At 37.4% G+C, this 24,052-nt stretch carries 24 protein-coding genes; 15 read left to right on the forward strand and 9 right to left on the reverse strand.

Features of this window, described 5'->3' with window-relative positions; translation table 11 throughout:
* The first annotated feature begins 71 nt into the window (after positions 1 to 71).
* From HND50_09010 to HND50_09025, 4 genes are all read left to right on the forward strand, one after another.
* Positions 72 to 1,256, forward strand: a complete 1,185-nt coding sequence (locus tag HND50_09010) for a serine hydrolase (protein NOG45358.1) — start codon at positions 72 to 74, stop codon at positions 1,254 to 1,256.
* A gap of 213 nt (positions 1,257 to 1,469) precedes the next feature.
* Positions 1,470 to 3,209: an oligopeptide transporter OPT family protein gene (locus HND50_09015; GenBank protein ID NOG45359.1), complete on the forward strand. Its 1,740-nt coding sequence runs from the start codon at positions 1,470 to 1,472 to the stop codon at positions 3,207 to 3,209.
* A gap of 8 nt (positions 3,210 to 3,217) precedes the next feature.
* Entirely contained in the window at positions 3,218 to 3,745 is a 528-nt protein-coding gene (locus HND50_09020; GenBank protein ID NOG45360.1) for a hypothetical protein, read from the forward strand.
* 196 nt (positions 3,746 to 3,941) lie between these two features.
* Positions 3,942 to 4,640, forward strand: coding sequence for a 4'-phosphopantetheinyl transferase superfamily protein (locus HND50_09025; GenBank protein NOG45361.1), 699 nt, complete (start codon positions 3,942 to 3,944; stop codon positions 4,638 to 4,640).
* A gap of 43 nt (positions 4,641 to 4,683) precedes the next feature.
* Here HND50_09025 and HND50_09030 read toward each other — a convergent pair whose 3' ends face one another.
* On the reverse strand, positions 4,684 to 5,097 hold the full coding sequence (locus HND50_09030; GenBank protein ID NOG45362.1) for a PilZ domain-containing protein: 414 nt from the start codon (positions 5,095 to 5,097) through the stop codon (positions 4,684 to 4,686).
* Between the two features lie 298 nt (positions 5,098 to 5,395).
* Here HND50_09030 and HND50_09035 point away from each other — a divergent pair, with 298 nt between their 5' ends.
* Genes HND50_09035 through HND50_09050 form a run of 4 tightly spaced genes read left to right on the forward strand, consistent with a single transcriptional unit; the run spans position 5,396 to position 9,291 of the window.
* On the forward strand, positions 5,396 to 5,740 hold the full coding sequence (locus tag HND50_09035) for a Spx/MgsR family RNA polymerase-binding regulatory protein (protein ID NOG45363.1): 345 nt from the start codon (positions 5,396 to 5,398) through the stop codon (positions 5,738 to 5,740).
* A gap of 21 nt (positions 5,741 to 5,761) precedes the next feature.
* Positions 5,762 to 6,121 carry a hypothetical protein gene (locus HND50_09040; protein NOG45364.1) on the forward strand — a complete coding sequence of 120 codons (360 nt, stop codon included), beginning with the start codon at positions 5,762 to 5,764 and terminating at the stop codon, positions 6,119 to 6,121.
* Positions 6,122 to 6,137: 16 nt separating this feature from the next.
* Positions 6,138 to 7,415: a glucose-1-phosphate adenylyltransferase gene (locus HND50_09045; GenBank protein NOG45365.1), complete on the forward strand. Its 1,278-nt coding sequence runs from the start codon at positions 6,138 to 6,140 to the stop codon at positions 7,413 to 7,415.
* A gap of 52 nt (positions 7,416 to 7,467) precedes the next feature.
* Positions 7,468 to 9,291: a hypothetical protein gene (locus HND50_09050; GenBank protein NOG45366.1), complete on the forward strand. Its 1,824-nt coding sequence runs from the start codon at positions 7,468 to 7,470 to the stop codon at positions 9,289 to 9,291.
* An 18-nt stretch (positions 9,292 to 9,309) separates the two neighbouring features.
* Here the strand turns inward: HND50_09050 and HND50_09055 are convergent, their stop codons facing one another.
* Together HND50_09055 and HND50_09060 are read right to left on the reverse strand one after the other, a co-directional pair.
* Positions 9,310 to 9,660 carry an STAS domain-containing protein gene (locus tag HND50_09055; protein NOG45367.1) on the reverse strand — a complete coding sequence of 117 codons (351 nt, stop codon included), beginning with the start codon at positions 9,658 to 9,660 and terminating at the stop codon, positions 9,310 to 9,312.
* A 12-nt stretch (positions 9,661 to 9,672) separates the two neighbouring features.
* Positions 9,673 to 10,791, reverse strand: a complete 1,119-nt coding sequence (locus HND50_09060; protein ID NOG45368.1) for a TlpA family protein disulfide reductase — start codon at positions 10,789 to 10,791, stop codon at positions 9,673 to 9,675.
* Between the two features lie 211 nt (positions 10,792 to 11,002).
* Here HND50_09060 and HND50_09065 point away from each other — a divergent pair, with 211 nt between their 5' ends.
* From HND50_09065 to HND50_09095, 7 genes are all read left to right on the forward strand, one after another.
* Positions 11,003 to 11,698 (forward strand): hypothetical protein, encoded by a 696-nt coding sequence (locus HND50_09065; GenBank protein ID NOG45369.1) that lies wholly within the window; start codon positions 11,003 to 11,005, stop codon positions 11,696 to 11,698.
* 126 nt (positions 11,699 to 11,824) lie between these two features.
* Positions 11,825 to 12,889, forward strand: coding sequence for a histidine kinase (locus HND50_09070; GenBank protein ID NOG45370.1), 1,065 nt, complete (start codon positions 11,825 to 11,827; stop codon positions 12,887 to 12,889).
* Positions 12,886 to 13,626 (forward strand): response regulator, encoded by a 741-nt coding sequence (locus tag HND50_09075; protein ID NOG45371.1) that lies wholly within the window; start codon positions 12,886 to 12,888, stop codon positions 13,624 to 13,626. The genes HND50_09070 and HND50_09075 overlap by 4 nt, the downstream gene beginning before the upstream one ends.
* Before the next feature lie 6 nt (positions 13,627 to 13,632).
* Positions 13,633 to 13,974, forward strand: coding sequence for a hypothetical protein (locus HND50_09080; GenBank protein NOG45372.1), 342 nt, complete (start codon positions 13,633 to 13,635; stop codon positions 13,972 to 13,974).
* A 194-nt stretch (positions 13,975 to 14,168) separates the two neighbouring features.
* On the forward strand, positions 14,169 to 16,088 hold the full coding sequence (locus HND50_09085; GenBank protein ID NOG45373.1) for a CBS domain-containing protein: 1,920 nt from the start codon (positions 14,169 to 14,171) through the stop codon (positions 16,086 to 16,088).
* Complete coding sequence (locus HND50_09090; protein NOG45374.1) at positions 16,089 to 17,309, forward strand: aspartoacylase; 1,221 nt, start codon at positions 16,089 to 16,091, stop codon at positions 17,307 to 17,309.
* A 28-nt stretch (positions 17,310 to 17,337) separates the two neighbouring features.
* Positions 17,338 to 18,321 (forward strand): Gfo/Idh/MocA family oxidoreductase, encoded by a 984-nt coding sequence (locus HND50_09095; protein ID NOG45375.1) that lies wholly within the window; start codon positions 17,338 to 17,340, stop codon positions 18,319 to 18,321.
* A 159-nt stretch (positions 18,322 to 18,480) separates the two neighbouring features.
* On the opposite strand, the gene menE is transcribed toward HND50_09095, so the two are convergent.
* The 6 genes from menE to HND50_09125 form a co-directional block, all read right to left on the reverse strand.
* Positions 18,481 to 19,884 carry an o-succinylbenzoate--CoA ligase gene (gene menE / locus HND50_09100; GenBank protein ID NOG45376.1) on the reverse strand — a complete coding sequence of 468 codons (1,404 nt, stop codon included), beginning with the start codon at positions 19,882 to 19,884 and terminating at the stop codon, positions 18,481 to 18,483.
* On the reverse strand, positions 19,868 to 20,893 hold the full coding sequence (menC, locus tag HND50_09105; GenBank protein NOG45377.1) for an o-succinylbenzoate synthase: 1,026 nt from the start codon (positions 20,891 to 20,893) through the stop codon (positions 19,868 to 19,870). The genes menE and menC overlap by 17 nt, the downstream gene beginning before the upstream one ends.
* Positions 20,894 to 20,958: 65 nt before the next feature.
* Positions 20,959 to 21,837 (reverse strand): 1,4-dihydroxy-2-naphthoate polyprenyltransferase, encoded by an 879-nt coding sequence (locus tag HND50_09110; protein NOG45378.1) that lies wholly within the window; start codon positions 21,835 to 21,837, stop codon positions 20,959 to 20,961.
* Positions 21,838 to 21,842: 5 nt separating this feature from the next.
* Positions 21,843 to 22,658 (reverse strand): 1,4-dihydroxy-2-naphthoyl-CoA synthase, encoded by an 816-nt coding sequence (menB, locus tag HND50_09115; protein NOG45379.1) that lies wholly within the window; start codon positions 22,656 to 22,658, stop codon positions 21,843 to 21,845.
* Between the two features lie 30 nt (positions 22,659 to 22,688).
* Positions 22,689 to 23,546 carry a 2-succinyl-6-hydroxy-2,4-cyclohexadiene-1-carboxylate synthase gene (menH, locus tag HND50_09120; protein ID NOG45380.1) on the reverse strand — a complete coding sequence of 286 codons (858 nt, stop codon included), beginning with the start codon at positions 23,544 to 23,546 and terminating at the stop codon, positions 22,689 to 22,691.
* Positions 23,528 to 24,043: a hypothetical protein gene (locus HND50_09125; GenBank protein ID NOG45381.1), complete on the reverse strand. Its 516-nt coding sequence runs from the start codon at positions 24,041 to 24,043 to the stop codon at positions 23,528 to 23,530. Before HND50_09125 ends, menH begins: the two co-directional genes overlap by 19 nt.
* Positions 24,044 to 24,052: the final 9 nt, after the last annotated feature.

A 24,052-nucleotide genomic window follows, 5' to 3' on the forward strand; every position in this document is an offset into this window, starting at 1 on the left:
AGGTGAATTTGCTACCTTTGGATTTATTACGAAGCTCACAACGAAGCTCACAAAATTCATTCGGGGGATTTATGTTTTCAAAAATGATAGTAGTTTTTTTTGTACTGCTAAGTTTAAATTATGCTCAAAGTTTACCTAAAATTACACCTGAAAAAGTGGGGTTGGATTCAAAGCAATTAAACCACGTGGAGGTAGTAATAAAGGAGGCAATTGAAAAAAAGGAAATCCCCGGTGCTGTACTTATGGTTTTAAAGGATAACAAAATTGCCTATAAAAAAGCATTTGGTTCTCGTCAGCTCGTACCAAAAAAGTTACCAATGACAACTGAGACAATCTTTGATATGGCTTCTTTGACAAAACCGGTTGCCGCAGCAACATCAATGATGGTTTTACTACAGCAGGGAAAGTTGAGATTGCTTGACAAGGTCTCGCATTATTTTCCTGATTATGTTGCCTGGACAGATTCGTTGTCTGGTAAAAAAACAGATATCCGGCTAATCCACATTCTTACTCATACTTCGGGGCTTCCTGCATATGCACACCCTGATATGTTGCAAAAGAAATATAATAGCGTCAGCAAAGAAACACTTTTTAAACACATAGAAAAAGTTGAACGATTTGCAAAACCAGGTACAGCGTATAAATATAGCGGGCTCAATTTTATTACAATTCAACGAATCGTTGAGAAACTTTCCGGAATGCCCTTAAATGAGTTTGCCAAAAAACATGTTTTCAAACCTTTACAAATGGAAAACACAGGCTATGTCCTTTCTTCAAGCCAGTTGCAAAACTGTGCCGCCACCGAGGTTATAAATGATGTTGCTTTAATCGGCAATGTGCACGACCCAATGGCGCGGGTGGTTATGAAAGGTATTTCGGCAAACGCTGGTATGTTTTCCACAGCAGATGACATGGCCATTTATGCATCAATGCTTTTGAATGATGGTACGTGGAATGGCAAGCAAATTTTGAGCCCGTTGGTAGTAAAAGCATTTTCAAGCATGCCTCAGGGTTTGGAAAAATTTGGACGCTCACTTGGTTGGGACTTAAATTCGGCCTATGCTTCAAATCAAGGCGACTTATTAAGCGAGGCAACTTTCGGGCATACAGGTTATACCGGCACATCAATGGTAATTGACCCGCAAAACAATCTTGCCATTATTCTTCTTACAAACCGTGTACACCCAAATGATAAAGGCGCTGTTGTGAGGCTAAGAAGTATCGTTTCAAATATTATTGCCGCTTCTTTAAAATAGTTATCGAGAAGAAATTGCCATGGATTTATAGATATACTCGCAAAAAAACAGTTTTATAAATTTATTTAATTGCTACATCCGTGTTTGATCTGTGTAATCCGTGGCAAAAATGCTTCTTTATTTTAATTTTTGATCAAAAACTATTTTTAATATCTTTGACCCTTTCAAAATTTCCACTTCAATATAAACATCATTCTACAGGGAGGAAGCTTTATGTCCGCTACCGCAGAAAAGGTTGTTGTTCGCCGCGGGGCTTATCCGGAATTGACACCAACCGCACTGTTTGTTGGTTATGGTCTTGGGATATTAATTGCCTTAAGTATAGGATACGCATCATTAATTCTAGGTTTCTCAATTGAAGGATCAGAACTGGCCGCAATTTTGGGCTTTGGTATTTTACGCGGAATTATGGGGCGCAGCAGTATTGTCGAAAACAATATCAACCAGACAATTGCCAGCGCAGTAAACGGGGCTTCATCGGGAATGATGTTTTCTGTACCAGCTCTTTTTATTCTCGGGCAAACCGACTTTAATGCGGTAATCATGGTTTTTGCAACAATTGCAGGGGGCATTTTAGGAATTGCTTTTATTATCCCTTTACGCAAACAGATGATCGATTTTGAGCGGCTTACTTATCCGGGCGGCGTAGCTGTAGCGACTATTTTAAAATCGCCTGGTGCCGGAATTAAAAAAGCCTATTATTTGTTAGGCGGAGCAGCTATTAGCGCGGTAGTACATTTTTTTAGCCAATATATCGGTGTTGAAGATTTTCATCTTGGTGAAATGATCGGTATGCCGGATTACATGAATGGCGTCTGGTACATTTCATTATTAACGTTTGGCGCAGCTTATATTGCCGGCAAAGGTGGGATATTTTTTATTGTTGGTGGATTTGTCAGTTATTGGATTTTAGCACCAATAATGGCCTCAACCGGAATTATTCCTACGCCGGAGGTTTTAACAGCAGCCGGGCAGGATATGCCGGACTATCTGCGCTTGCAACTTTTTCGTCCGGTTGGAATCGGCATGTTAATCGGTGGCGCGTTGATGGGAATTGTTCTGGCGTTACCATTAATTTTAAGTGCCATTAAAAGTATGCAACAATCAGGTAAATTAAAAACAGGCGCATCGCAAGATGAAATGCCAATTAAACTTTTATATATGGCGGTTGCCGGGGCAGCTATTCTTCTTTTTGTGATTGCTTTGTATTCTACTGCAGAAATGGGCTGGTTTCGTGGACTATTAATGGCAGTTCTTGGCACACTTTGGATTTGGGTTGCAGGTGTAATTTTATCGGAATGTATTGGCCGGACAAATTGGTCACCATTAAGTGGGATGACACTTATTGCTGTTACGATATTGATAATTATTGCATCCGGTCTTAGCGATAGCGCTGCGATTATTTCTTCACTTTTGGTTGGTGCGGCTGCATGTGTGGCCATGTCCCAGGCAACTGACTTGATGATGGATTTAAAAACCGGCTACCTGGTTGGAGCTACACCCAAGAAACAGCAGATTGCTCAATTCTCCGCAGCTTGGCTTGGACCAATTGTAATTATGGCTTTGATTTTTGTTTTGCATGAAGCTTATGGTTTGGGTAGTGAGCGTTTGCCGGCACCACAAGGTCAGGCACTTGCTTCCATGATTGAAGGCATTCTTGGCGGAGATGTCCCCGTACAAAAATATATTGCCGGAGCGGGACTTGGTGCTATGCTAAGTGCAACGGGCGTTGGAGGACTTGGTGTTTTGGTCGGCCTTGGTTTTTACCTGCCTTTTAATATCGTCCTTACTTATAGCCTGGGAACTTTAGCGCGTTTTATTACAGATTGGAAAATGGGTAAAGAGTGGAGCGAGCAAATGGGAATCCCTGCCGCTGCCGGATTAATTGTTGGTGAAGCACTTGTTGGTGTTGGCTTTGCTATTTATTTCATCATTCAAGGCATGGGCGCATAGGAGGCAAAATGAAAAATTTAGGATATTTACTTATCACGATTGGATTTATTGCGGCATCCTATATAACTGTCATCGATGTGTTGGAAGTTAATTGGATGTATTTTGGCTCAATGATTCTAATTAGTGTTGTTGGCATTTTTATGGTACGATCTACAGAGAAGCAAGAGACCTTTCATGAAGAAACTTTAACGACAAATATGAAAACCATTGAAGATAGTTTGGAGCTTATTGTCAAAGATGTTAAACGCATTCGCTCAGAAATTAATGAAGAAAACCCGCAGGAAGTTCACCACAAAATTGATGAAGAGCTTCCCGGGCACCTGGAAGCATTTGTAGATTCCCGTAAAACAATCGGCCATGTACATGGGCTTGAAAAATATGCCAATGTGATGAATTATTTTGCTACTGCAGAAAGATATTTAAACCGGGTTTGGTCTGCATCTACCGATGGTTATATCGACGAGATAAAGATGTATATTGTAAAAAGTGAAGAACAATTTGAACTTGCACTCCAAGCGGTCAGAGGGTTAAGATAATTTTATTCCCCTTTTGGGAGGGGCGAGGTGTGGGTTACATTTTTAAAAAAGAACAGTTTTTATTTTAAGAATTTTTTTTAAAGAAGCTCAACATCATAAGGTAATTCTATGGGTTAATGAATTAGAAACCCACCCCTAACCCCTCCAAGGAGGGAAGCTAGGATACACAATTATATAATATTCTGTCTTTAAAACAATGACTATTTCAGTTTATGTACAAATTCAAAAATTAGCCGATTGTCCCGGGGATAATAATTGGTTTGGCGAGCAGGAAAAAGCTGTTCTTGATAATCTACGTTTTACAAAGCGCCGTTCCGATTGGCGCCTGGGAAGATGGACAGCCAAACAGGTTATCTTCAGCTTTCTTAAATCAGAAGGCTCACATAAGGACAATCTTTCTGAGATTGAAATTTTAGCCGATCCGGATGGAGCCCCTCAAGTTTACCTGCAAAATAAAAAAGCGCCCTTCTCCATTTCTATAAGTCATAGCCATGGTGTGGCCATGTCGGTTTTAAACCCAGCAAAAATACCTATTGGTTGCGATATAGAATTTATAGAAGAACGCGAAGAAAATTTTGTGGCCGACTATTTTACTGAACAGGAAATGGTTTGGGTAAAAAACAGTGAAGCGAGCATTAAGCCAGTTGTTTGTAATCTTATCTGGAGTGCCAAGGAAAGTACCTTAAAGGTTTTAAAAGAAGGTTTGCGACTTGATACAAAAACTGTAAATATTTTGGAAACAAAATTGGGAAACACTGAAGAATGGCAACCAATTGAAATTCAGTTCAACGAAACAAATGAGTTTTTTGGTCAATGGAAAATTATGAACGGGTTTATTTTAACAATTGTGGCTGAGCGAAATGTCATTCCAGTCTGTTTTGAACAGGGAACTTAATTTTGATTCCCGATACCAATACTCCAGAAGACATATTGAATAGTTAATTTTCAAGCTGTGGAAAATCCTTGGCATATTTTGCAATCCACTCTTTAGATGCATCCTGCCAATCAAGGTCGCGGCCTTTGGCAATCATTTCATCGCGATACTTTTCTATATAACAGATTTGTTCAATCATGCGCATGCGGAATGAGGTTTTGTCATCATTAAATTTAACGCCAACCTCATATCTCTTTTTTGCTTTGCGGCACCACATAACAACACATTCTTCTACAAAAGGATATTTTAAGTTTGGGATTTTTACACTTAAATGCGATCCACTTGGGATTTCTGAATCTGAAAAAAAACATAGCCCGCCTGTGCTGACATTCTGCATATTTTGTTTATGAGCGTTTTTATCACTCTGGAAATTAAAATGAATCGGCATGTTGGCCGCATGGCGAATAAAGGAACGCATAGGAGCCTCTTGTTGAAAAATGAACCAATAACATCATAAATACATCAAATTCTTGCAGTCAGAAATATCACAAATTTGGTTTTTTAGTCAGTAAGCTTTTCAAAAATATCTCTTGCAATGAATTACCAATTTCTGTTTTTGCTTTATCGGATTATCGGCCGAATGCTCAAGTATATAAACATCCAACAGCATTTACTGTTATATTCTGGTTAGGAATTTATTCTTGCTATTTGTATATTTGGTAGCATAAACCTAATTCAATTTTGACACATTTTTATCGTTTATCCTGGAGTTTTGAGTGATTAAAGTTTATGGTGTCCCTTCCTGTGATCAAATAAAAAAAACCAAAACCTTTTTTCAAAAAGAAAATATTGAATTCACTTTTGTTAATATCCGCAAAGAAACATTGGACAGAGATAAACTAAATAAAGTTATAGATCAGCTTGGCATTGATGTCGTTTTAAACAGGCGAGGAATGCTGTACAGAAAATTAGGTTTAAAAGATAAAAACTTAAATAACGATCAACTTGCTGATGAGCTTTTTAATGAACAGGGAATGATTAAAAGACCACTGATTGAACAAGGTAAGTTGTTTCACATTGGCTATAATGAACAAGAAATTTTGAAATTTTTAAAAGAATAATTTGTCATTGGACCGGCAAAAATGCTTTATGAAATTAAAGATGTTCAACAAGAAGATGGCGCCCCTTTTTGCCGTTGGTTTGCAGATAGGGAATTTGATCTTTTTGTGTGGATAAACCCGGATGATTCTTTTTTTGGTTTCCAACTTTGTTATCAAAAAAATAAAAATGAAAAAGCAATAACCTGGAAAAATACAACCGGTTTTGCCCACGAACGGGTAGATTATGGATCGCGCGAAAGGGCAAATGTAACCCCTGTTTTGGTAACAGACGCTGTTTTCCCGAAAGACAAGGTTGCCAGACAATTCCTTGAAAAAAGTAAAGAGATTGATCCCAAAATTTCAGAATTTGTTTATAACAAAATAATCGAATCAAGAATTTAAAGAGAAGAAGCTGATTATGAGTAAAATGACTGCAATAATATTGGGTGGTGGAAGAGGAACACGTTTAGATCCGTTAACAAAGATGCGTTCAAAACCGGCTGTACCAATCGGTGGCAAGTTCCGGTTGATTGATATTCCTTTAAGTAACTGCCTGCATGCCGGTGTAAGAGACGTTTTTATACTTACGCAGTTTAACACTCAATCTTTACATCAACATATTTCCAGTACATATATTTTTGATAATTTTTCACGGGGTGCAATAAGAATTCTGGCGGCACAACAAACAATGGAAATTTCCGATTGGTACCAGGGAACGGCTGATGCCGTGCGCAAAAACCTTTCATTTTTCGAAGATGCCGAAGAGAATATAATTATTCTTTCCGGAGACCATCTATACCGAATGGATTATTCCGATTTTTTAGCCCATCATGTAAAAAATAAAGCTGATATTTCTATTGCTGTGAAACCGGTGTTTGAACATGAAGCATCGGAACTTGGAATTTTGAAGGCGAATAAAAAAGGATTAATCACCAGTTTTTATGAAAAGCCAACAGATAAAGAAGTTTTAGAAGAATATAAAATCGCCCCGGAATTATTTGATGCAGTAAAAGTAAATCCGGAAGGTCGTACACATATTGCTTCCATGGGTATTTATATCTTTAAAAAGGAAGCATTGTTTGAGCTTCTGGAAAATAACAAAAAGGAAGATTTTGGAAAGGAAATTATCCCGGACAGCATAAAAGAAAAAAGGCTGGTTACATATTTCTTTGATGGTTATTGGGAAGATATAGGGACCATCCGGGCCTTTTTTGATGTGCATATGGAGTTAACAGCACCAATCCCAAAATTTAATTTTTATGATGAGCAAAAACCGATTTTTACACATCCGCGTTATTTGCCCGCTTCAAAAATAAACAATTGTCAGATAAATCATTCTGTTGTCGCAGAAGGCTGCATCATCATGGGATCTATAATTGAAAATTCGGTTATTGGAATCCGTTCTTATATCGAAGAAGGCACTCTTGTTCAAAAATCTATTATTATGGGCAGCCAGCATTATGAAACAATTGAAGAACATAATAAAAACAAAGTTAGTGGTAAACCTAACATGGGCATCGGGAAAAATTGTGTAATCAGAAATGCAATCATTGATATGAACTGTTCAATTGGTGATAATGTACATATCATTAATAAAGATGGGCGTGTTGAAGCAGAAGAAAGCTTTTACCGTATTCGGGATGGAATTGTTATTATTCCAAAAGGAACGATTGTACCGGATAATACGATTATTTAAAATAAGAAATACTTCATTATTGAAGTTATGATTTAAAGCTGAGGCAGCTTGTATGCGTAGAAAGTTTTTGTACTTCAAAATTTATGATTTAAAAGAACATCCAAAGGAAATTGAAACCTTCTCTCAGCTGGAGCTTGAAAATTTAATTGGTGATGTTGAACCAATTGACAATGTTTTCCAGCTTAGCAAGCAGCCCGAAGTAAAACGGATTCTTGAAAAAGATATAAACCTGCAAAATGCCTTAACAGACTCTTTGCCAAGAAGAGGACGGCACGGTTATTTATGGATTGGTGACAATCTGCCGGATGTAGTGAATGCTCTTTCCCGCCTCAGTTATATCAAAGAAGTTTTCTTGTTTCAGCAACTTTTGGAACCAGAGCCGGATTTTATTAAGCAAAGATTAAAAAATATGACTTTTTTGGAGTTTGATATAAATCTTTGGCGTGTATACAAATTCTGGACATTTTCATATTTTTTAAATCGTACTTTATACATAGGGACCATAAGTAAAACAGAAAGCGAGATAGACGAGCATTTCAAAACATTTCGCGATGAACTGAAACTTGCCCCGGGAAAACTAGTAGATACTGATCCTTCACAAATGATTTCGTTTGTTCAGGATAGTCCGATAAAAAACCTTAACCTTGACCAGAGAAATCAAAATGATAGTCAATTAAATAACCGCTGGTTACATGCTCTGATTAACACTATTTCGAAATCTGAAAATGATCAACTTTTTAACCCGTTTTCCGGAAACGGATCTGTTTTGATTGAAAGCTTGTTGGCCGGTGTAAATATAACTTCAAATGATTTAAATCCGGTTCAGGCAATTATGTCAGAAGCCAACGGATCATTAATCAAACTCGATATTCAGGAATACAACAGGCTTGTAACCGAGCTTCATTCAAAAATAAAAATGCTAATGTCTGCCTCAGCAGCAACACAAACAGACTTGTTTTTATACAGCGCCGAAGGACAGTTTTTAAATTTTTGGGAAACGGAGAAAAAGCGTTTTAAATCATTAGGCTTAAATCCACAGGTTGAAGCAATCCAAAAACAAATAGCCGCAACCCGGTTTCTGATTCAAACCAAGGCTATTACAAAATCCACAGAAATAAATGCACTGTTTAACTCGGCTTTAATCAATCTTATTGCCCAGGCTATTCGTAAAAAAGAAAAACTCAATTTTGGTGAGATTTTCTCCAAGGCTCTTCATGATATTTATCTAAAGTTATATTTAATCAAAAAACTTAGATCGTTTTATACACCTGATTTTGGCACTGCTATAGTTGAGAATAAATCAAATTATGAAGCTGTGAATAACGAATCCTTTAATGGGGTGATTGCTTTTATGCCTTTTAGGATTTCGCGCAATGGCTTCGAAAAAGACCGTCTAATTGTAGAGATGTTAAACCTTCATGGTGCGGTAACCAAACTTGAACACGCTTTGGTTGGCAGTAAATATATTAAAGCTGAAGACCGTGAAAAACTACAAAATGAAATTACAAATCACGACGGTTTTTATAAACTGATTTCTAAAGAAGGCCACGATGTCTTATCACGATTAGAATTGATGGGTAAGCAGGAAGAAGTTTTACGTTATTATCTTTTATGGAAACAATATTTTGGTATTTTTAAGGAGTTTTACAACTCTGTGGAAATGGATTCTAATATTTGTTTGATGATGGAAAACCCATCTATCAAAGTAGACAAAACAGCAATAAGCATTCAGTCAAGCCAGGTTCTTTTGAGCTGTATTGAAAATGATGAAACAATTTCAACTAAACTATTAACAGCCTTCTCCAAAAATATTCCGCAGGCAAAACTTATCTACAAAAAAGAAATTCAAATACTACTCTTTGAAAAGGTGGATTAAAACAATTTTGGCCCCTGTTTAAACATTCAGTTTATGAAGGTTTTTAACAGCATCACCAACTCGGTTTTCAATAATAAATATTTTTGATAATTGTGTCTTATCAAAAATCCCCTTTATTTTTTTATTAAGCCCCGATAAAAACAAGTGTCCCTTTTGCTCATTTGTCCAGGACAAACATTTCATAAGTGAGCCTATGCCCAAACTATTTATCCAATTCACCTTTTCTAAATCGATTACAATAAGCTTTTGTCCTTCATCTAAAACTTGGTAGACATACTCAAATAAAATATGTGTTTCCGGCTGCCCCATCAGGCGACCTGAAATTGATAAAACAGCAACATTTTGTTCAATAGTTTTGATGATATCCATTAATTATCCAGTTTAGTCAAACATTTCTTCCAGCTTCATTTGCAGATCGAACCCACGTAGGTTTTTGGCAATTATTTTCCCACCTTTATCAAGTAAAAAATTTGCCGGTATCGCACTGACATTGTATTCTTTAGCGATTTTGCTTCCCCATCCGTTAAGCTCAGAAGTATTTGTCCAGACAACACCATCCTTTTTGCTGGCTTGCTCCCAAAGCTGTTTTTTGGTTTCCAGGGCAACACTTAATATTTCAAATCCATATTGTTTATACTTCTTGTATAGTTTTGCATAATTGAGGTTTTCGGTTCGGCATGGTAAACACCACGATGCCCAAAAATCGAGCAAAACATAAGATCCTTCAAAAGAGGAGAGTTTAGTTTCATTTCCCTGCAAAGATAGCAAACTGAAGTACGGGGCTTTTTGTCCAATCTCAATTTTTTTGAAGCGATTTACTTTTGCAACAAACTCTTTTGTCAAAAAAAGATTGGGACGGTTTTCAGCAAACCATTCAGACATTTTTTTTAGATATGGTAACTCAATATCTGGATTAAAACGGATCGCTGCATAAAAAAAGGCGATGGAGTGCCCGACATTATTTTTAGTAAAGCTCGTAATTTCCTCAGTATAAATAGAAAGGCCACGTACCTCATCCGCGGTTAACTTTTTTATCAACTCAAAATCACCTTTCTTGCGTGCTATCTTCATTTTTTCCCGAAAAGGTTGAATCCATTTTTTAAAAGAAGTTTTTCGATATTGCTCATATTGAACCATAAATTCTGCGTCTTTGGAGCCTTTTACGTTTGTTATAATTTTCATATTGCTGTCTTGTTTGATTGAAAAATCAACAGTTTGACCTGGCTCAAGGGCTGTATTTATTTTTGTCAAACCCTTAAAATCTAATTGATAAATTCCCGGATCGTATCCATAGGTTTTATTAAAGGTTCCATTTTTATCAAGCAGGATTGTATCTAACACGGTTTGAATATTTTGGCTAATATCATACTTTTTTATAAGTAATAATGTAACCGCTTTTTGACTATTTACCACGCCTTTGATTGTAATGTTATCTGTGTTCGAATATATTGGTGAATAAAAAAAGAAAAGCAAAAAAAGAAAAGTTAATCTATATTTCATGAACTGCTCCAATAAATGGTTGAAAGAGTTAGTGGTTATCCGAATAACAATTTGATAACAAAAACAATTAAAATAATAATAAAAAAGAAACAATTTATTAAAAAAAGGGCATTCACCGAGTGATATGTACAGTTTACCGAATAAATTATAACTTTTATCACCATAACCGTATCTTATCCCAAAACAAAAAACGGAATCAACGGAGATTGTTATGAGAAACAAAATCGATATAAAAGTATTTTTTGGAATTGCTATTATTGCAGTTGGCATTATCCTATTTTTAGATAACATCGGGTTTGATTTACGAGTAAATATATTTGATTTCTGGCCCTTAATTCTTATTGCAATTGGTTTAAACCAGCTTGTCCAACCTGCAGAAGCGCGGCAGCCATTATCCGGTTCAATATTTTTGTTTCTTGGCGCATATTTCCTATTAGACGAATTTATTTATATCCCTTTTGATTTGGGCGACCTTTGGCCAGTATTACTCATTCTTGTTGGTATTTCTATTTTAAGAAACCACGTTTGGGGTACACCGGAAAAAGGTGGGTCGGCAGATTTTATTAACCTTACATTTATTTTAGGTGGTGGTGATCATAAATTTACATCACAAACTTTAACTGGCGGAAAAGTGACAGCTATTATGGGTGGTGGCACTATTGATTTACGCCAGGCAAGTTGTGAGGGAGAAGACCTTGTTATTGAAGCATTTGCTTTTTGGGGCGGCGTTGAAATTATAGTTCCTTTCCACTGGCAGGTAAATATACAGGCAAGTCCTATAATGGGTGCAGTTGAAAATAATACAACTTCACCAGCAGGTATCGAAGGTATTGAAGTAAACCTTGCGCCGAAGAATTTGATCATCAAAGGGTCGGCAATAATGGGTGGCGTAGAAGTTAAGAATTAGCAAACAATGTAACGAACTACGGGTTTCTGATTATCAAAATTAGAAACCCGTTAAAAAATCCAGAGTTTTGTAGTGACAATTTCATATTCAAAACAAATCGATCAATATTAATAATCAATCATAAAAATGCATCCATTACTCAAATCTGTTAGACACCTTCTTTTGTTAGTGGCAGCCTGGTTGCCGGCAGTTGCAGGAATAGCGTATGTTCATACATTTGTAGCAGGTGCTTCGTATAAGCAAGCTTTTATTTTGCTTACTCCGGTGATGGTTTTGGAGCTATTTGTTTTTTTATCGATTTGGTTTGTCTGCAAATCAACACCCTTGGAAACAAGAAATATTGGCTACTTCCTTTTAAGACATTTAGTTACTCTAGTAGTGATGAACGCAATTTGGGTCCACTTTGCAATGTTGTATAGTGAAATGCTAAATGTTATTTATGAAGCAACCATCTGGCGTACCCAGTTTGATTCCATAATGCCTGTTTTAACAGTAATTGGGGTTTTTATCTATTTTCTTTCTGCAATGCTAAGTTACTTGCTGTTGGCTTTAGAACAGGCCAGGGTTTCTGAGCAAGAAGCTTTAAACAACCAGTTAAAAGCCAGCCAGGCAGAACTACGTTTTTTAAAAGCAACAATCCATCCTCATTTTTTGTTTAACAGCTTAACTGCTCTCAGTACTCTTACAAAAACCTCTGCAGATAAAGCGCAGCAGGTTTGTTTGCAACTGGCCGAATTTTTACGCTACAGCCTTACATTTAGTAAAAAAGAGTTTGTATCAGTCTCAGAAGAAATGGATCATATTAACAACTATCTTGGTGTTGAAAAAATCCGCCTTGGTAAGCGCTTAGACACAGCATTTGAGATTGATGACTCTGCTTTGAATGAAACCATCCTCAGTTTTAGTTTACAACCCCTTATTGAAAATGCCATCAAACACAGCATAGAACAACGTTTGGATGGCGGTACAATCTCGCTTATTTTAAAAAAAGCCGACGGCCATATTTTTGTAAATGCTTCAAATCCCGTTGCTGAAAACAGTCAGCAAACAAAAGGCGGGCATGGGTTACCAAATTTAAAGGCGCGCCTGGAAAAAGCTTATAACAACGATGCAAAAATTTTGGCCCATAAAGGCGAAGCGGCATTTTCAGTAAAGCTATATCTACCCCTTTTAAATACAGAACCCAAATGAAATCCGATTCAAGAATTAAAGCAATAATCATAGATGATGAAGACCTTGCCCGCGAAGGCTTAAATCTTATGATTAGCGAAGTATCAGATATTGAAATTGTGGCTATGTGTTCAAACGGAGTAGATGCAGTAAAAACCATTAATAGTTTGAAACCGGATGTCATATTTCTCGATATAAAAATGCCAATAGTAAATGGATTTGATGTTTTAGAACTACTGGGAAAAGAGGCTCCGGCGGTTATTTTTGTTACGGCTTATGATGAGTTTGCGGTAAAAGCATTTGAGGCAAATGCATTGGATTATTTGCTTAAACCGGTGAATCCTGAACGTCTGAGAAAAAGTATTGAGAAACTGAAGAAACATTTTAAAACAGATTCATCTGCAATTGAAAATGTGATTTCTGTTCACAAAAAAGAACAGACAAATATCGAGCGAATTCTTGTCCGTGATGGAAGTACTGTTCATGTTATACCGGTTGAAGATATTCTTTGGTTAGAATCTCAGGATGATTATGTTGCCATCAAAACAGAAAAAAGTGTTTTTTTAAAATTGGAACGTTTGGGTAAATTTGAAGAGCAATTAAATAAACAAAAGTTCAAACGTATTCACCGTTCCTATATTATTAACCTGAACTGTTTACAGCGCATAGAAAACCACCGTTTTGCAATATTAAAAAATGGTGCTAAACTCCCGGTTAGCAGATCGGGCTACAGCCGTCTTTTTGAAACTAATGAATAAATCCTTATGAAAAAAACAGAGCTTAAAATCCGCATACCTCTTATTTTTGCAGCGATAATTTTTGCAGCAGCAGCCTCTGATGCATTTATAAATCAAAATATTTGGTGGGGAACCTTAAACCTTTTTGTTGCCATTGCCAATTTGTTCGCATTAAAAATAGCTCCAAAATATCCAGAACTGACCACCGTCTTTTTAGGAATTCTAAATGCTTTAATTGCTTTTTTAACGGCCTGGATTTACATAGAAGAGGGGAAACAATACATCCAGTTTGTCTGGGTTTTTACAGGGATTATTTATCTGGTTGTCTCCTATTTGTTTTTGAACAAAGCCCAAAAGAAGTATATGTGATTTTTTCTTATAATTAAAAATGGTTTGCCTTTTGCTTACTATGAAGAAAGATACTTCACCCTGAGCGAAGCCGAAGGGTCTTTTTTCACAAGTTTATTGGCTTTAATTTCCGTCAGCTTACCCCTTTATCTTTATCACTCTATTTTTTATCTTATATAACTTTCCAATTTAGTCTTATCATAAAAGGTGGATACATGGGTGAAACCTCCGTTAAGCATTCAGCAAAGCTGGAAGATAAAAATAAATTTATCCTGAATATCTTGAAAGATATAAAAGCCTTTGAAATTATGCTTGAAAAGGGGCTTTTTGAAAAAGGGATTGAGCGTATTGGCGCAGAGCAGGAAATGGCCCTGGTCAATGAAAATTGGAAACCAGCCCCTGTAAACCGCGAAATCCTGGATTCGCTCAAAGATGATCATTTCACGACTGAACTTGCCAAGTTCAATATGGAAATCAACCTTGATCCTTTGGAGTTTAAAGGAAACTGTCTTTCAAGCCTTGAGTCGCAACTGCGGTCAATGATGGACAGGGTAGATGAGGCAGGAGATGAGTTTGGCGCCCGCCCTCTTTTAACCGGCATACTGCCAACTATTCAAAAGTCTGATCTAAATTTTGATAATATCACACCCAACCCTCGCTATAAAATTTTATCAGATTTGCTGTTGGAGTTTCGTGGCGGGCATTTTGAACTTCATATAAATGGTACAGACGAACTTATAACGAAACATCAAAATATACTTTTTGAAGCGTGCAATACCAGCTTTCAGGTACATCTTCAGGTAGAAGCAGATTCATTTGTCAGCAAATATAATTGGGCCCAGGCTATTTCCGGCCCGGTGCTTGCTGCTGCAACAAATTCACCCATTTTATTGGGTAAACGTTTGTGGCGCGAAACCCGCATAGCTCTGTTTCAACAATCCATAGATATTCGCAAAACCGAAAAAATTATCCGCGACAAAAATCCGCGTGTTCTGTTTGGAAACGCTTGGGTGCGTGATTCTATAATTGAACTTTTCCAAGAAGACGTTGCCCGCCATAAAGTTATTTTTACAGCGCCAATCGAAGAAGATTCACTGGCTATGATTGAGGAAGGTAAAATCCCAAAACTAAAAAGCCTTATGTTGCATAACGGCTCCGTTTATAAATGGAACAGGCCATGTTATGGAATTATGAACGGCAAGCCGCATCTGCGTATTGAAAACAGGTTGTTCCCTTCCGGCCCGACAGTTATTGATGAAATTGCAAATACTGCATTCTGGCTTGGATTAATGAAGGGTATGCCAAACGAATTTGAGAACATTGCAGATAAAATGGATTTTGATGATGCCAAGACAAATTTTGTAAAGGCAGGAAGAATGGGGCTTGGCGCACAGTTTACCTGGATCGGACACGAAAAAATGATTCCGTCGCACGAACTAATTTGCAAAGAGCTGTTACCAATTGCTCGGACAGGATTGGAAAGTGCAAAAATTGATAAAAAGGATATTGACACCTATCTGGATATTATCGAAGAGAGAGTTGGCTCTCAGAAAACCGGCTCACAATGGATGGTGGATTCCTTTTCCACCCTAAAAAAAGATGTAACAATCGATGAAGCCCTGGTGGCAACAACAGCAGGTTTATATAATCGCCAAAAAATTGGCAAACCGGCCCACACGTGGGATCTCGCCGTTTTAAAAGAAGGGGGGAGTTGGGTGAACCGCTACAGATATATTGGACAAATTATGTCCACGGATCTTTTTACCGTCAGCGATGAAGATTTGGTCAATTTAGTGACAAACATAATGGATTGGAGAAACTTCCACCAGGTACCTGTCGAGAATAAAAAAGGTGAGCTGATAGGTTTGATTTCTTCTGATTTGTTGCTCCATTATTATGGGACAAGTTTTGGATCAGATATTGGTAATGTGACGATTGGTGATGTAATGATCCGAAATCCTGTTACGGTAAAACCGGGAACCAAAACGATTGACGCCTTAAAAATTATGCGGCAAAAAGATGTAAAATGTTTACCGGTAATTGAAGAAAGAAAACTAGTCGGAATTGTCACGGAGTTCGATTTTGTAAAAATTTGTCATGCACTATTTGAAGAACTGGAAGGAACTACAACATAAATGATACGGGTTAGAAGCAAAGCATTAGATAAGGAAATCAGCATTCAAAGGGAAATTGGACGCTTTGGTGGTGATGAAACAGGACCGACAATAATAATTTTTGCAGGGATTCACGGAAACGAACCTTCGGGTGTTTTCGCAATAAACCAGGTACTTTCACAGTTAAAAGAAAGCAATCCACAGTTTTCAGGACAATTGATTGCACTAACTGGAAATGCCGCAGCGCTGGAACGAGGCGAAAGATATATTGATCGAGACCTTAATCGTATCTGGCATGCCGATTTTATAAAAAAAATCCGCAACGGCGGGTTTGAGCAAGATGAAGTTTTGCCGGATATCAATGAACAAATTGAAATTTATAAGCAGATCGATAATATTTTTAAAACTCATAAACCACCTTATTATTTTATAGATTTGCATACAACCTCTGCGGACAGCGTTCCATTCATAACATTAAACGACACTTTGCGAAATCGTGATTTTGCGCTTCAATTTCCATTACCATCTATTTTGGGAATAGAGGAATTTCTATCCGGAACAATGCTCAGTTTTGTAAATGAACTTGGTCCTATTGCTATTGGATTTGAGGCTGGTAGTCACGATGTTGCTTCGTCTATTGACAATCATATTTCATGTATCTGGCTGACCCTGGCTTTTTCCGGATGTATGAAAGCAGAACAGATCCCTGATTATCAGAAACATTTTGACAGCCTGCATTCGCAATCGAAAGACAGTAAAAAAGTTTTTGAAATTCGATTTCGACACGAACGTACGGAAGAGGAAAATTTTGAAATGCTGGCCGGCTTTGAAAATTTTCAACCCGTAAAAAAAGGCCAGCATCTTGCAGAAAATGATAGTGGGAAACTTTATGCGGTTGAAAACGGCCGAATATTTTTGCCGCTGTATCAAAAGCAGGGTGATGACGGTTATTTTATCGTTCGTGAAATTAAAATGTTCTGGCTTAAGGTTTCTGCACATTTGAGAAGATTTAATGCGGAAAGACTTTTAAAAGTGTTGCCGGGTATTAACCAGGATAAAAAAGATCCACATACTTTTTTAATAAACACAAAAGTTGCCCATTGGCTGTTTATTGAAATATTCCACCTGTTGGGTTTTAGACATTCTGTTTCCACGGATAATCACCACTATTTTATTCGCCGTAAGTTTGATACCGAAGAACCCGAGATTTATACAGACGAGTTTATAGATTCAAATTTGTAATTTGTCTTAAAACCATTTCTTAATTTTAATGAAACCTGTTTTTGATAAAATCCGCTGGGGCATTATTGGCTGTGGCGACGTAACAGAAAAGAAAAGCGGACCCGCCTTTCAGAAAGTTGCTAACTCTGAGCTGGTGGCCGTTATGCGTCGTGATGCAAAACTTGCACGGGATTACGCTCAGCGTCATAATGTTCCTAATTGGTACAGTAAAGCCGATGAGCTTATAAACGATCCGCAAGTAGACGCGGTCTATATTGCCACACCACCTTCATCACATAAAGAATATACACTTGCAGTAGCTAAAGCCCGCAAACCGGTTTATGTGGAAAAGCCGATGGCTATGAATTATGCTGAATGCCAGGAAATGATAAACACATGTGAAACGGCAAAAGTCCCTTTATTCACGGCCTTATACAGACGTGGATTGCCGAGATTTTTAAAAGTGAAAGAACTCATTGATTCAGGCTCTATTGGGGAAGTGCGTGCTGTGAACATGGCATTATATAAACCGGCTTCAACGCAGGATATTCAAGGTGGAAAGAATTGGCGTGTTGATCCGGCCATTGCAGGCTGTGGCTATTTTTGTGATCTCGCGCCACATATGATTGATTTATTAATTTATTTTCTTGGTCCAATCGATTCGGCTCAGGGTCACACTGCCAACCAGGGAAAATTGTATGATGCCGAGGATCTGGTCAGCGCCATGTTTGAATTTGAAAGCGGGGTCCAGGGAGTTGGTCTTTGGTCATTTAATGCCAATCATCATTTAGACAGAGTTGAGATAATCGGATCTAAAGGCTGCATCAAATATTCCTGTTTTATGGACAAGCCAGTTCTTCTCAATAAAAATGGAAAAGAAAAAGAATTTTCTATTGAACATCCAATTCACATCCAGCAAGCCTTGATTCAAACAATTGTTGATGAATTACTAGGCAAAGGCACGTGTCCAAGCACCGGCAAAACTGCTGCTATAACACAGCTTGTTATGGACAAAATATTAAATACACCCTGAGCTTGTTGAGCTTGCAAAATCCCGACATTTTGGTCATCCTCCATAAAAAACTTTTTCTCCCGTGTCTTTTACCTACAGGATTGAATCACCTGCGCTACTTGAGTCGGTTTGTTTACTCCCACATTTGGGATCAAAAATTTTTTACTGGCAAAGAAGTGGTCAGAGATTGGCAGCAAGTTTGATAAAGTGTCCCCGGATAGTTTTGAATTCATTTTTAAAATTTTTTGGCCAGGGATGAAAGACATCAGGAATTTTAAATGAAGGTAATTTTTTACTTAGCCGGGCTTTAATATTTTCGATGATTTCTTTTGAATATGGGTTGATAAATGCGATAGGACGAAATCCAAAAGTCTTGTTTTCAACAGGGACAACAATAGCTTGGTCAATACCCTCCATTTGCAGAATATATTTTTCAATTTCTTCAGGAAAAATGTTTTCTCCCCCGGAAATAAACATATTGTCTTTTCTTCCAAGTACGGTTAAGCGATTCATTTTATCAAGACGGCCTAAGTCTTTTGAAGAAAACCAATTCTTGTCATTGAGTTTGTTTTCTATTTTTCCATTGGCCCAATATCCAGAGAACAAACATTTTCCTTTTAGCAAGATTTCATTTTCATCGCCAATTTTAATGTCATGGATTGGAAGAACCGTTGCCCCGCCAGTGTGGCCATCTTTAATTTGTTTAATTGCTACGGTTGAACTCATTTCAGTTAAGCCATAACTGGTAAAAAGATTTAAACCATATTTTAAAGATTTGCTTATAAGCGATTGAGGAATGGCACTACCGCCCAGAAAGATAACCTTACATTGTTTCAAGATTTCAATATCTTTTTCATTTTCCAAAAGCCAACTAAGCTGGGTTGGCACAAGGGAAATATGAGAAGGTTTATAACTTTTTAAAGCATGGCTTAAACTTTCGTCTGGAGCTGGGATTGATAAAGTTGCACCAGCCAGGAAAGCGCGAAGAATAATTGCTAGCCCTGCAACATGAAAAACCGGGAGTGCAAGTAACCAGTTATCCTTGATTGAAATATTGAAATATTGGTTTACGGCCTGCGCGTTAGAAAAATGATTAGCTAATGAATGGACAGCGTATTTTGGTTCGCCACTACTGCCGGAAGTTAAAATTATTGTGGCAGGATTTTCTAAATCTAAAAGAATTTCTTGAGATTTTGTATCGGAGGCTGTCTCATAAATATCGGTACTTTTAATATGTTTAATGCGGATGGTTTCGTCATGGATAGTTTTTTCTGAGATATAAAATTTAGCTCGGCTTTTTTTTATGATGTTTTCAATTTGTTTCGTTGGAAATTTGGGGTTGACCGGAAATGCGATTGCTTGGTTTAGCCAAATAGAAAATAGAATTGAAGGAAGCGATTTTGCCGAAATGTCGTTTATCAGTATAAGATCGCCTTTTTTTACACCGGACTTTTTTAAAAAAAATGAAAAATGATTTATGGCTTCATAAAACTTTTCAAAAGAAAACGTATCCTTTCCTGATTTTATGAAAACATTGGAGGAAATTTCTTCAATATGTTTTTCAAGGCTAAAATGCGTGTTCATGAATTTTTTTCAATTTGTTTCTTTTGAGCTGAAAGCTTTGGTTTGAAAGATCAATAGAATTGTTAATTGCAGAAAAAGCAGGTATTGTAATATCCTCTTTTAGCCAGTTAAATGTATCAAGCCCGTGCGCTAAACCATTTGTACCATATGCAGCAGCTAAGTTGCAGATTGCTCTAAGCCCAACGCCGGATTCAAATGTACTCGAAAAAACAATACCTTTGTTTTGATTTGCTGCCCAATTAACCCAGTCTCTTGTTTTAGACAAATATCCCAAAACCGCTGGTTTTAATATGAGTGTCTTTAATCCGTCAAAATTTTTCATCTGGTTAACGGTATTTTGCAAAAGTGATTCATCAAAAGCATAGGGAATTTTTGTTTCACGGTAAAAATTTTCAAATAATTCCGGATTAGAACAAGGCTCCTCAAGATACTCAATATTTGTAGATTTGACAGCTTTTCCAAATTTAACAGCTTCATCAAACTTCCAGGACTGATTGGCATCAAGCCGTAAACTAATCTTACCACCAAATAACTCGTTTAGCTCTTTAATCAGATTGATTTCTTCTTCAATTGCATGTGTTGCGACTTTCACTTTGATGCTTTGGTAGTTTTTTGAAAATAGTTTCTTGGCACTTTCTACAATCTCAGCAGGCGAGCCAGTCAATAATCCATTTATAAAAACTTCACTGATATTATCTGAACCTAATATTGTTACAGGACTCAGTTTAGTTTTCGCAGATTTCAATTCGACGAAAGCCCAATCCAGTGCAAATCGCAGAGAGGGAGAACATTCAGGAAGTGAATTTAGTATTTGCCAAATATCAGAGCCACTTTGTGAATCCAATTCCGAAAAAATGGGATAAATATTTTTGAATTCATCAATAATATCCTGAAGTGATTCCTTATGTAATCCAGGAAAAGGTGCGGCATCTCCAAGACCGGTTAAGCCGTTTCTATCTATGATTTCAACAATCAAGCCATCCCGATGATCCTGAGCAGAGCCTTTCATTAGGAGCTGTTTTTTTAAAGGCAGAGAATATTTATAAAGGGAGATTTTACTCAGCTTCATGAGAATCAGGCAATCCAGCCCAAAGAAAAAATGACAGCATAGAGAAAGAGCACTTTTCCTGTATCGGCAAGGACTTTGTTTAGTGCAACGCCCCGTGTATTGCTGAAAACAAGTTTAATACCCGGAATAGCAGGAATCATTGCCAGTAAAGCCAGTGTGGAAAAATAGTTTTCATTTGTCAGGTAAACAAGAAGCAGAGGTAAAAGGCAAGCAATGCTAATGGAAAAAAAATATTCTTTTTGCGCAAAACCAATGCCAAAGCGTACAGCAAGTGTACGTTTCCCGGCCTTTGCATCGGTATTAATATCACGTAAATTATTAGCGGTTAAAATTGCAGTTGAGATAAGTCCCGGCGCTAATCCTGACAGAAGGACGACATGGTTTATTTCCAGGGTTTGGACAAAATAGGTTCCGCCAACCGCAACCGGCCCAAAGAAAATCAGTACAAAAATATCCGCCAGACCATTATAACCAAGTGGATATGGACCACCCGTATAAAGCACGCCAAACAAAATGGATGACAATCCGATAAACAGAACCGGCAGGCCACCACGATAAATAAGATATAGCCCAATCGTAAACGCTAAAGCAAAAGTTACGATAAAAGCCAGCTTCATTATATTTGGTTTGATAAGGCCTGCAGCTGTGGCTCTCACTGGCCCTAGTCTTTCATCGGTGTCAGCACCTTTTTTAAAATCGAAATAATCATTGGCAAAATTGGTTCCAATCTGGATAAAAAGTGCACCAATCAGCGCAGCTAAAGCAGAAGGCAAATGAAACAGCTTATCATGAAATGCCATCGCGCTACCCATAATTACCGGTGCAGCTGCAGCGGGTAAAGTTTTGGGTCTGGTTGCATCAAACCAAATTTTTAGATTATTCATATTAGTTATGGGCGGCGTGTAAATTTTTTAAAATCCGGTTTACGTTTTTCAAGAAAGGCATTTTTTCCTTCCTGGCCTTCTTCACTCATATAAAAAAGCATGGTGGCATTTCCAGCCAATTCCTGTAAACCGGCCTGTCCATCACAATCGGCATTTAGAGCTGATTTAAGCAACCGGATCGCAGTCGGTGAGTTTTGCAAAATCTCACGACACCATTGAATGGTTTCTTTTTCAAGATTCTCGTAAGGAACAACCGTATTAATCAATCCCATATCCAAAGCTTGCTGCGCATCATATTGACGGCAAAGATACCAAATCTCACGCGCTTTTTTCTGGCCGATAATACGGGCCATATAACTGGCGCCATAGCCGCCGTCGAAAGAACCGACTTTTGGGCCGGTCTGGCCAAAAACAGCATTTTCAGCTGCGATGGTCAAATCACAAATAAGGTGTAAAACGTGGCCGCCGCCAATCGCGTATCCTGCAACCATTGCAATAACAGGTTTTGGACAGGTACGGATTTGCCGTTGAAAATCGAGCACATTTAAACGATGGACGCCATCATCTCCGGCATAACCGGCTTCTTTTCTAACACGCTGATCACCGCCGGAACAAAAAGCCTTTTCGCCTTCGCCGGTTAAGATAATGACACCAACTTCCTCATCCTGGCGTGCATCTTCAAAAGCGTGGCTCATTTCCTGAACGGTTAAAGGACGAAAAGCATTGCGTACTTCGGGCCGGTTAATTGTTATTTTAGCTATTCCTTCAGCTTTATGAAATTTAATATCGGTATAATCGCCAACAGCGGACCATTCTGGCATTTCTCCCCCAATAATTTTTTTTGATGAAATTTAAGATTTGTTGTGTGTTGTCAAAGATAACACCTGAAGCAGATGTTCTGCAAATTGTTTGGATTTTTCAAAATGGATATTATGTCCGCAATTCTTGAATATTTTTAAATCAAGATGTGGGTTTTTTAGTTTTATCTGATTCATTAATGCAAGATATTTTTTATCATTTTCTCCACAGATTAGGTTTACCGGCATTTTAAGTTTTGCCAGTTTTTCCATTAAATAAGGTTGCCGCCCCGGACTAAAGGAATCCAAAGCTTTTGCCAGCAATGTGGGATTGTTTTTTTTGCGACTTTCAAAAAGATTTGGAAAATCCGGGTGATTTTTAATTCCGGAAAATAACGGAAGGTCGTACCAGCTTTCCAGAAACTGGTCAAATGATTGTTCTTGTATTTTCTTTGCTAACAATTTATCATTTTGAAGCCGTGCTTTTCTATCATCAATATTTTCGATTCCGGGAGAGGCCGATTCTAAAATAAGTTTTGAAACAAGATGCGGATATTTTATTGTGAAGTACAAAGCCAGCCGTCCACCCATTGAATATCCCACCAAAGAAATGGGTTTTACCCCCAAGTGGTTTACTAGCTCAGAAAGGTTTTGGGAAAAAGAATCAAAGGACCAAAGATTATCTAATTGGTTTTGATTATTTGAATTGCCATGCCCGGGAAGGTCAATTGCGATACAATAATATTTTTTAGACAAGGAGGAAATAGTTTTGTCCCAATCAAGAGAGTGTCCTAAAAAACCATGAAGAAATAAAACGGGAGGATATTCTTTGTTTCCAACTATTCTATAAGAAAAACCTAACTTATGATTTTTGATAAAAATTTCTTCCAAATTTATGTTATCAGTTCGCATGATTTAAACAGGCCAAGAATGATAACAATAATAAAATATCCAAATAAAAGATATCCGAATCCTGCCTTTAAAAAACTTTTTATTTTGCTTTCAGGTTGGCTATCCCAGTAATTATTATTTATAGGACTTCTAATGGTTTCCGGAAATCCAATCTTTGCTAATTCTTTTGCTACAAGTGGTGGGTAATCGCTCAAATTTTTTAGTTGAGCTGCCTTTGGAAAAATGCTATAAACCTGTTTTATTCCATTTTTTAGGAATTTCTTTTTAAAAAGTTGGACTGATTGAAAATACTCCTGTTTTTCAACTCCTGATAAAAACAAAAACCGCCCAGCTTCTACCAAGTCAGACATTTTTAATAGAATAATCCCATAATTCTCATAAATTTCTGCATTGTATCCATACGTGCCTATTGCGCTTTGGAGAATTTCTTTGGCGCGCCAAAGGCTCCCATTATCCATTTCTGTTTTTGCTTTTAGAAGTGTTTTTTCAATTGCCATATGAATAAC

This window comes from Calditrichota bacterium, assembly GCA_013112635.1.
Classification (GTDB): domain Bacteria; phylum Calditrichota; class Calditrichia; order Calditrichales; family J004; genus JABFGF01.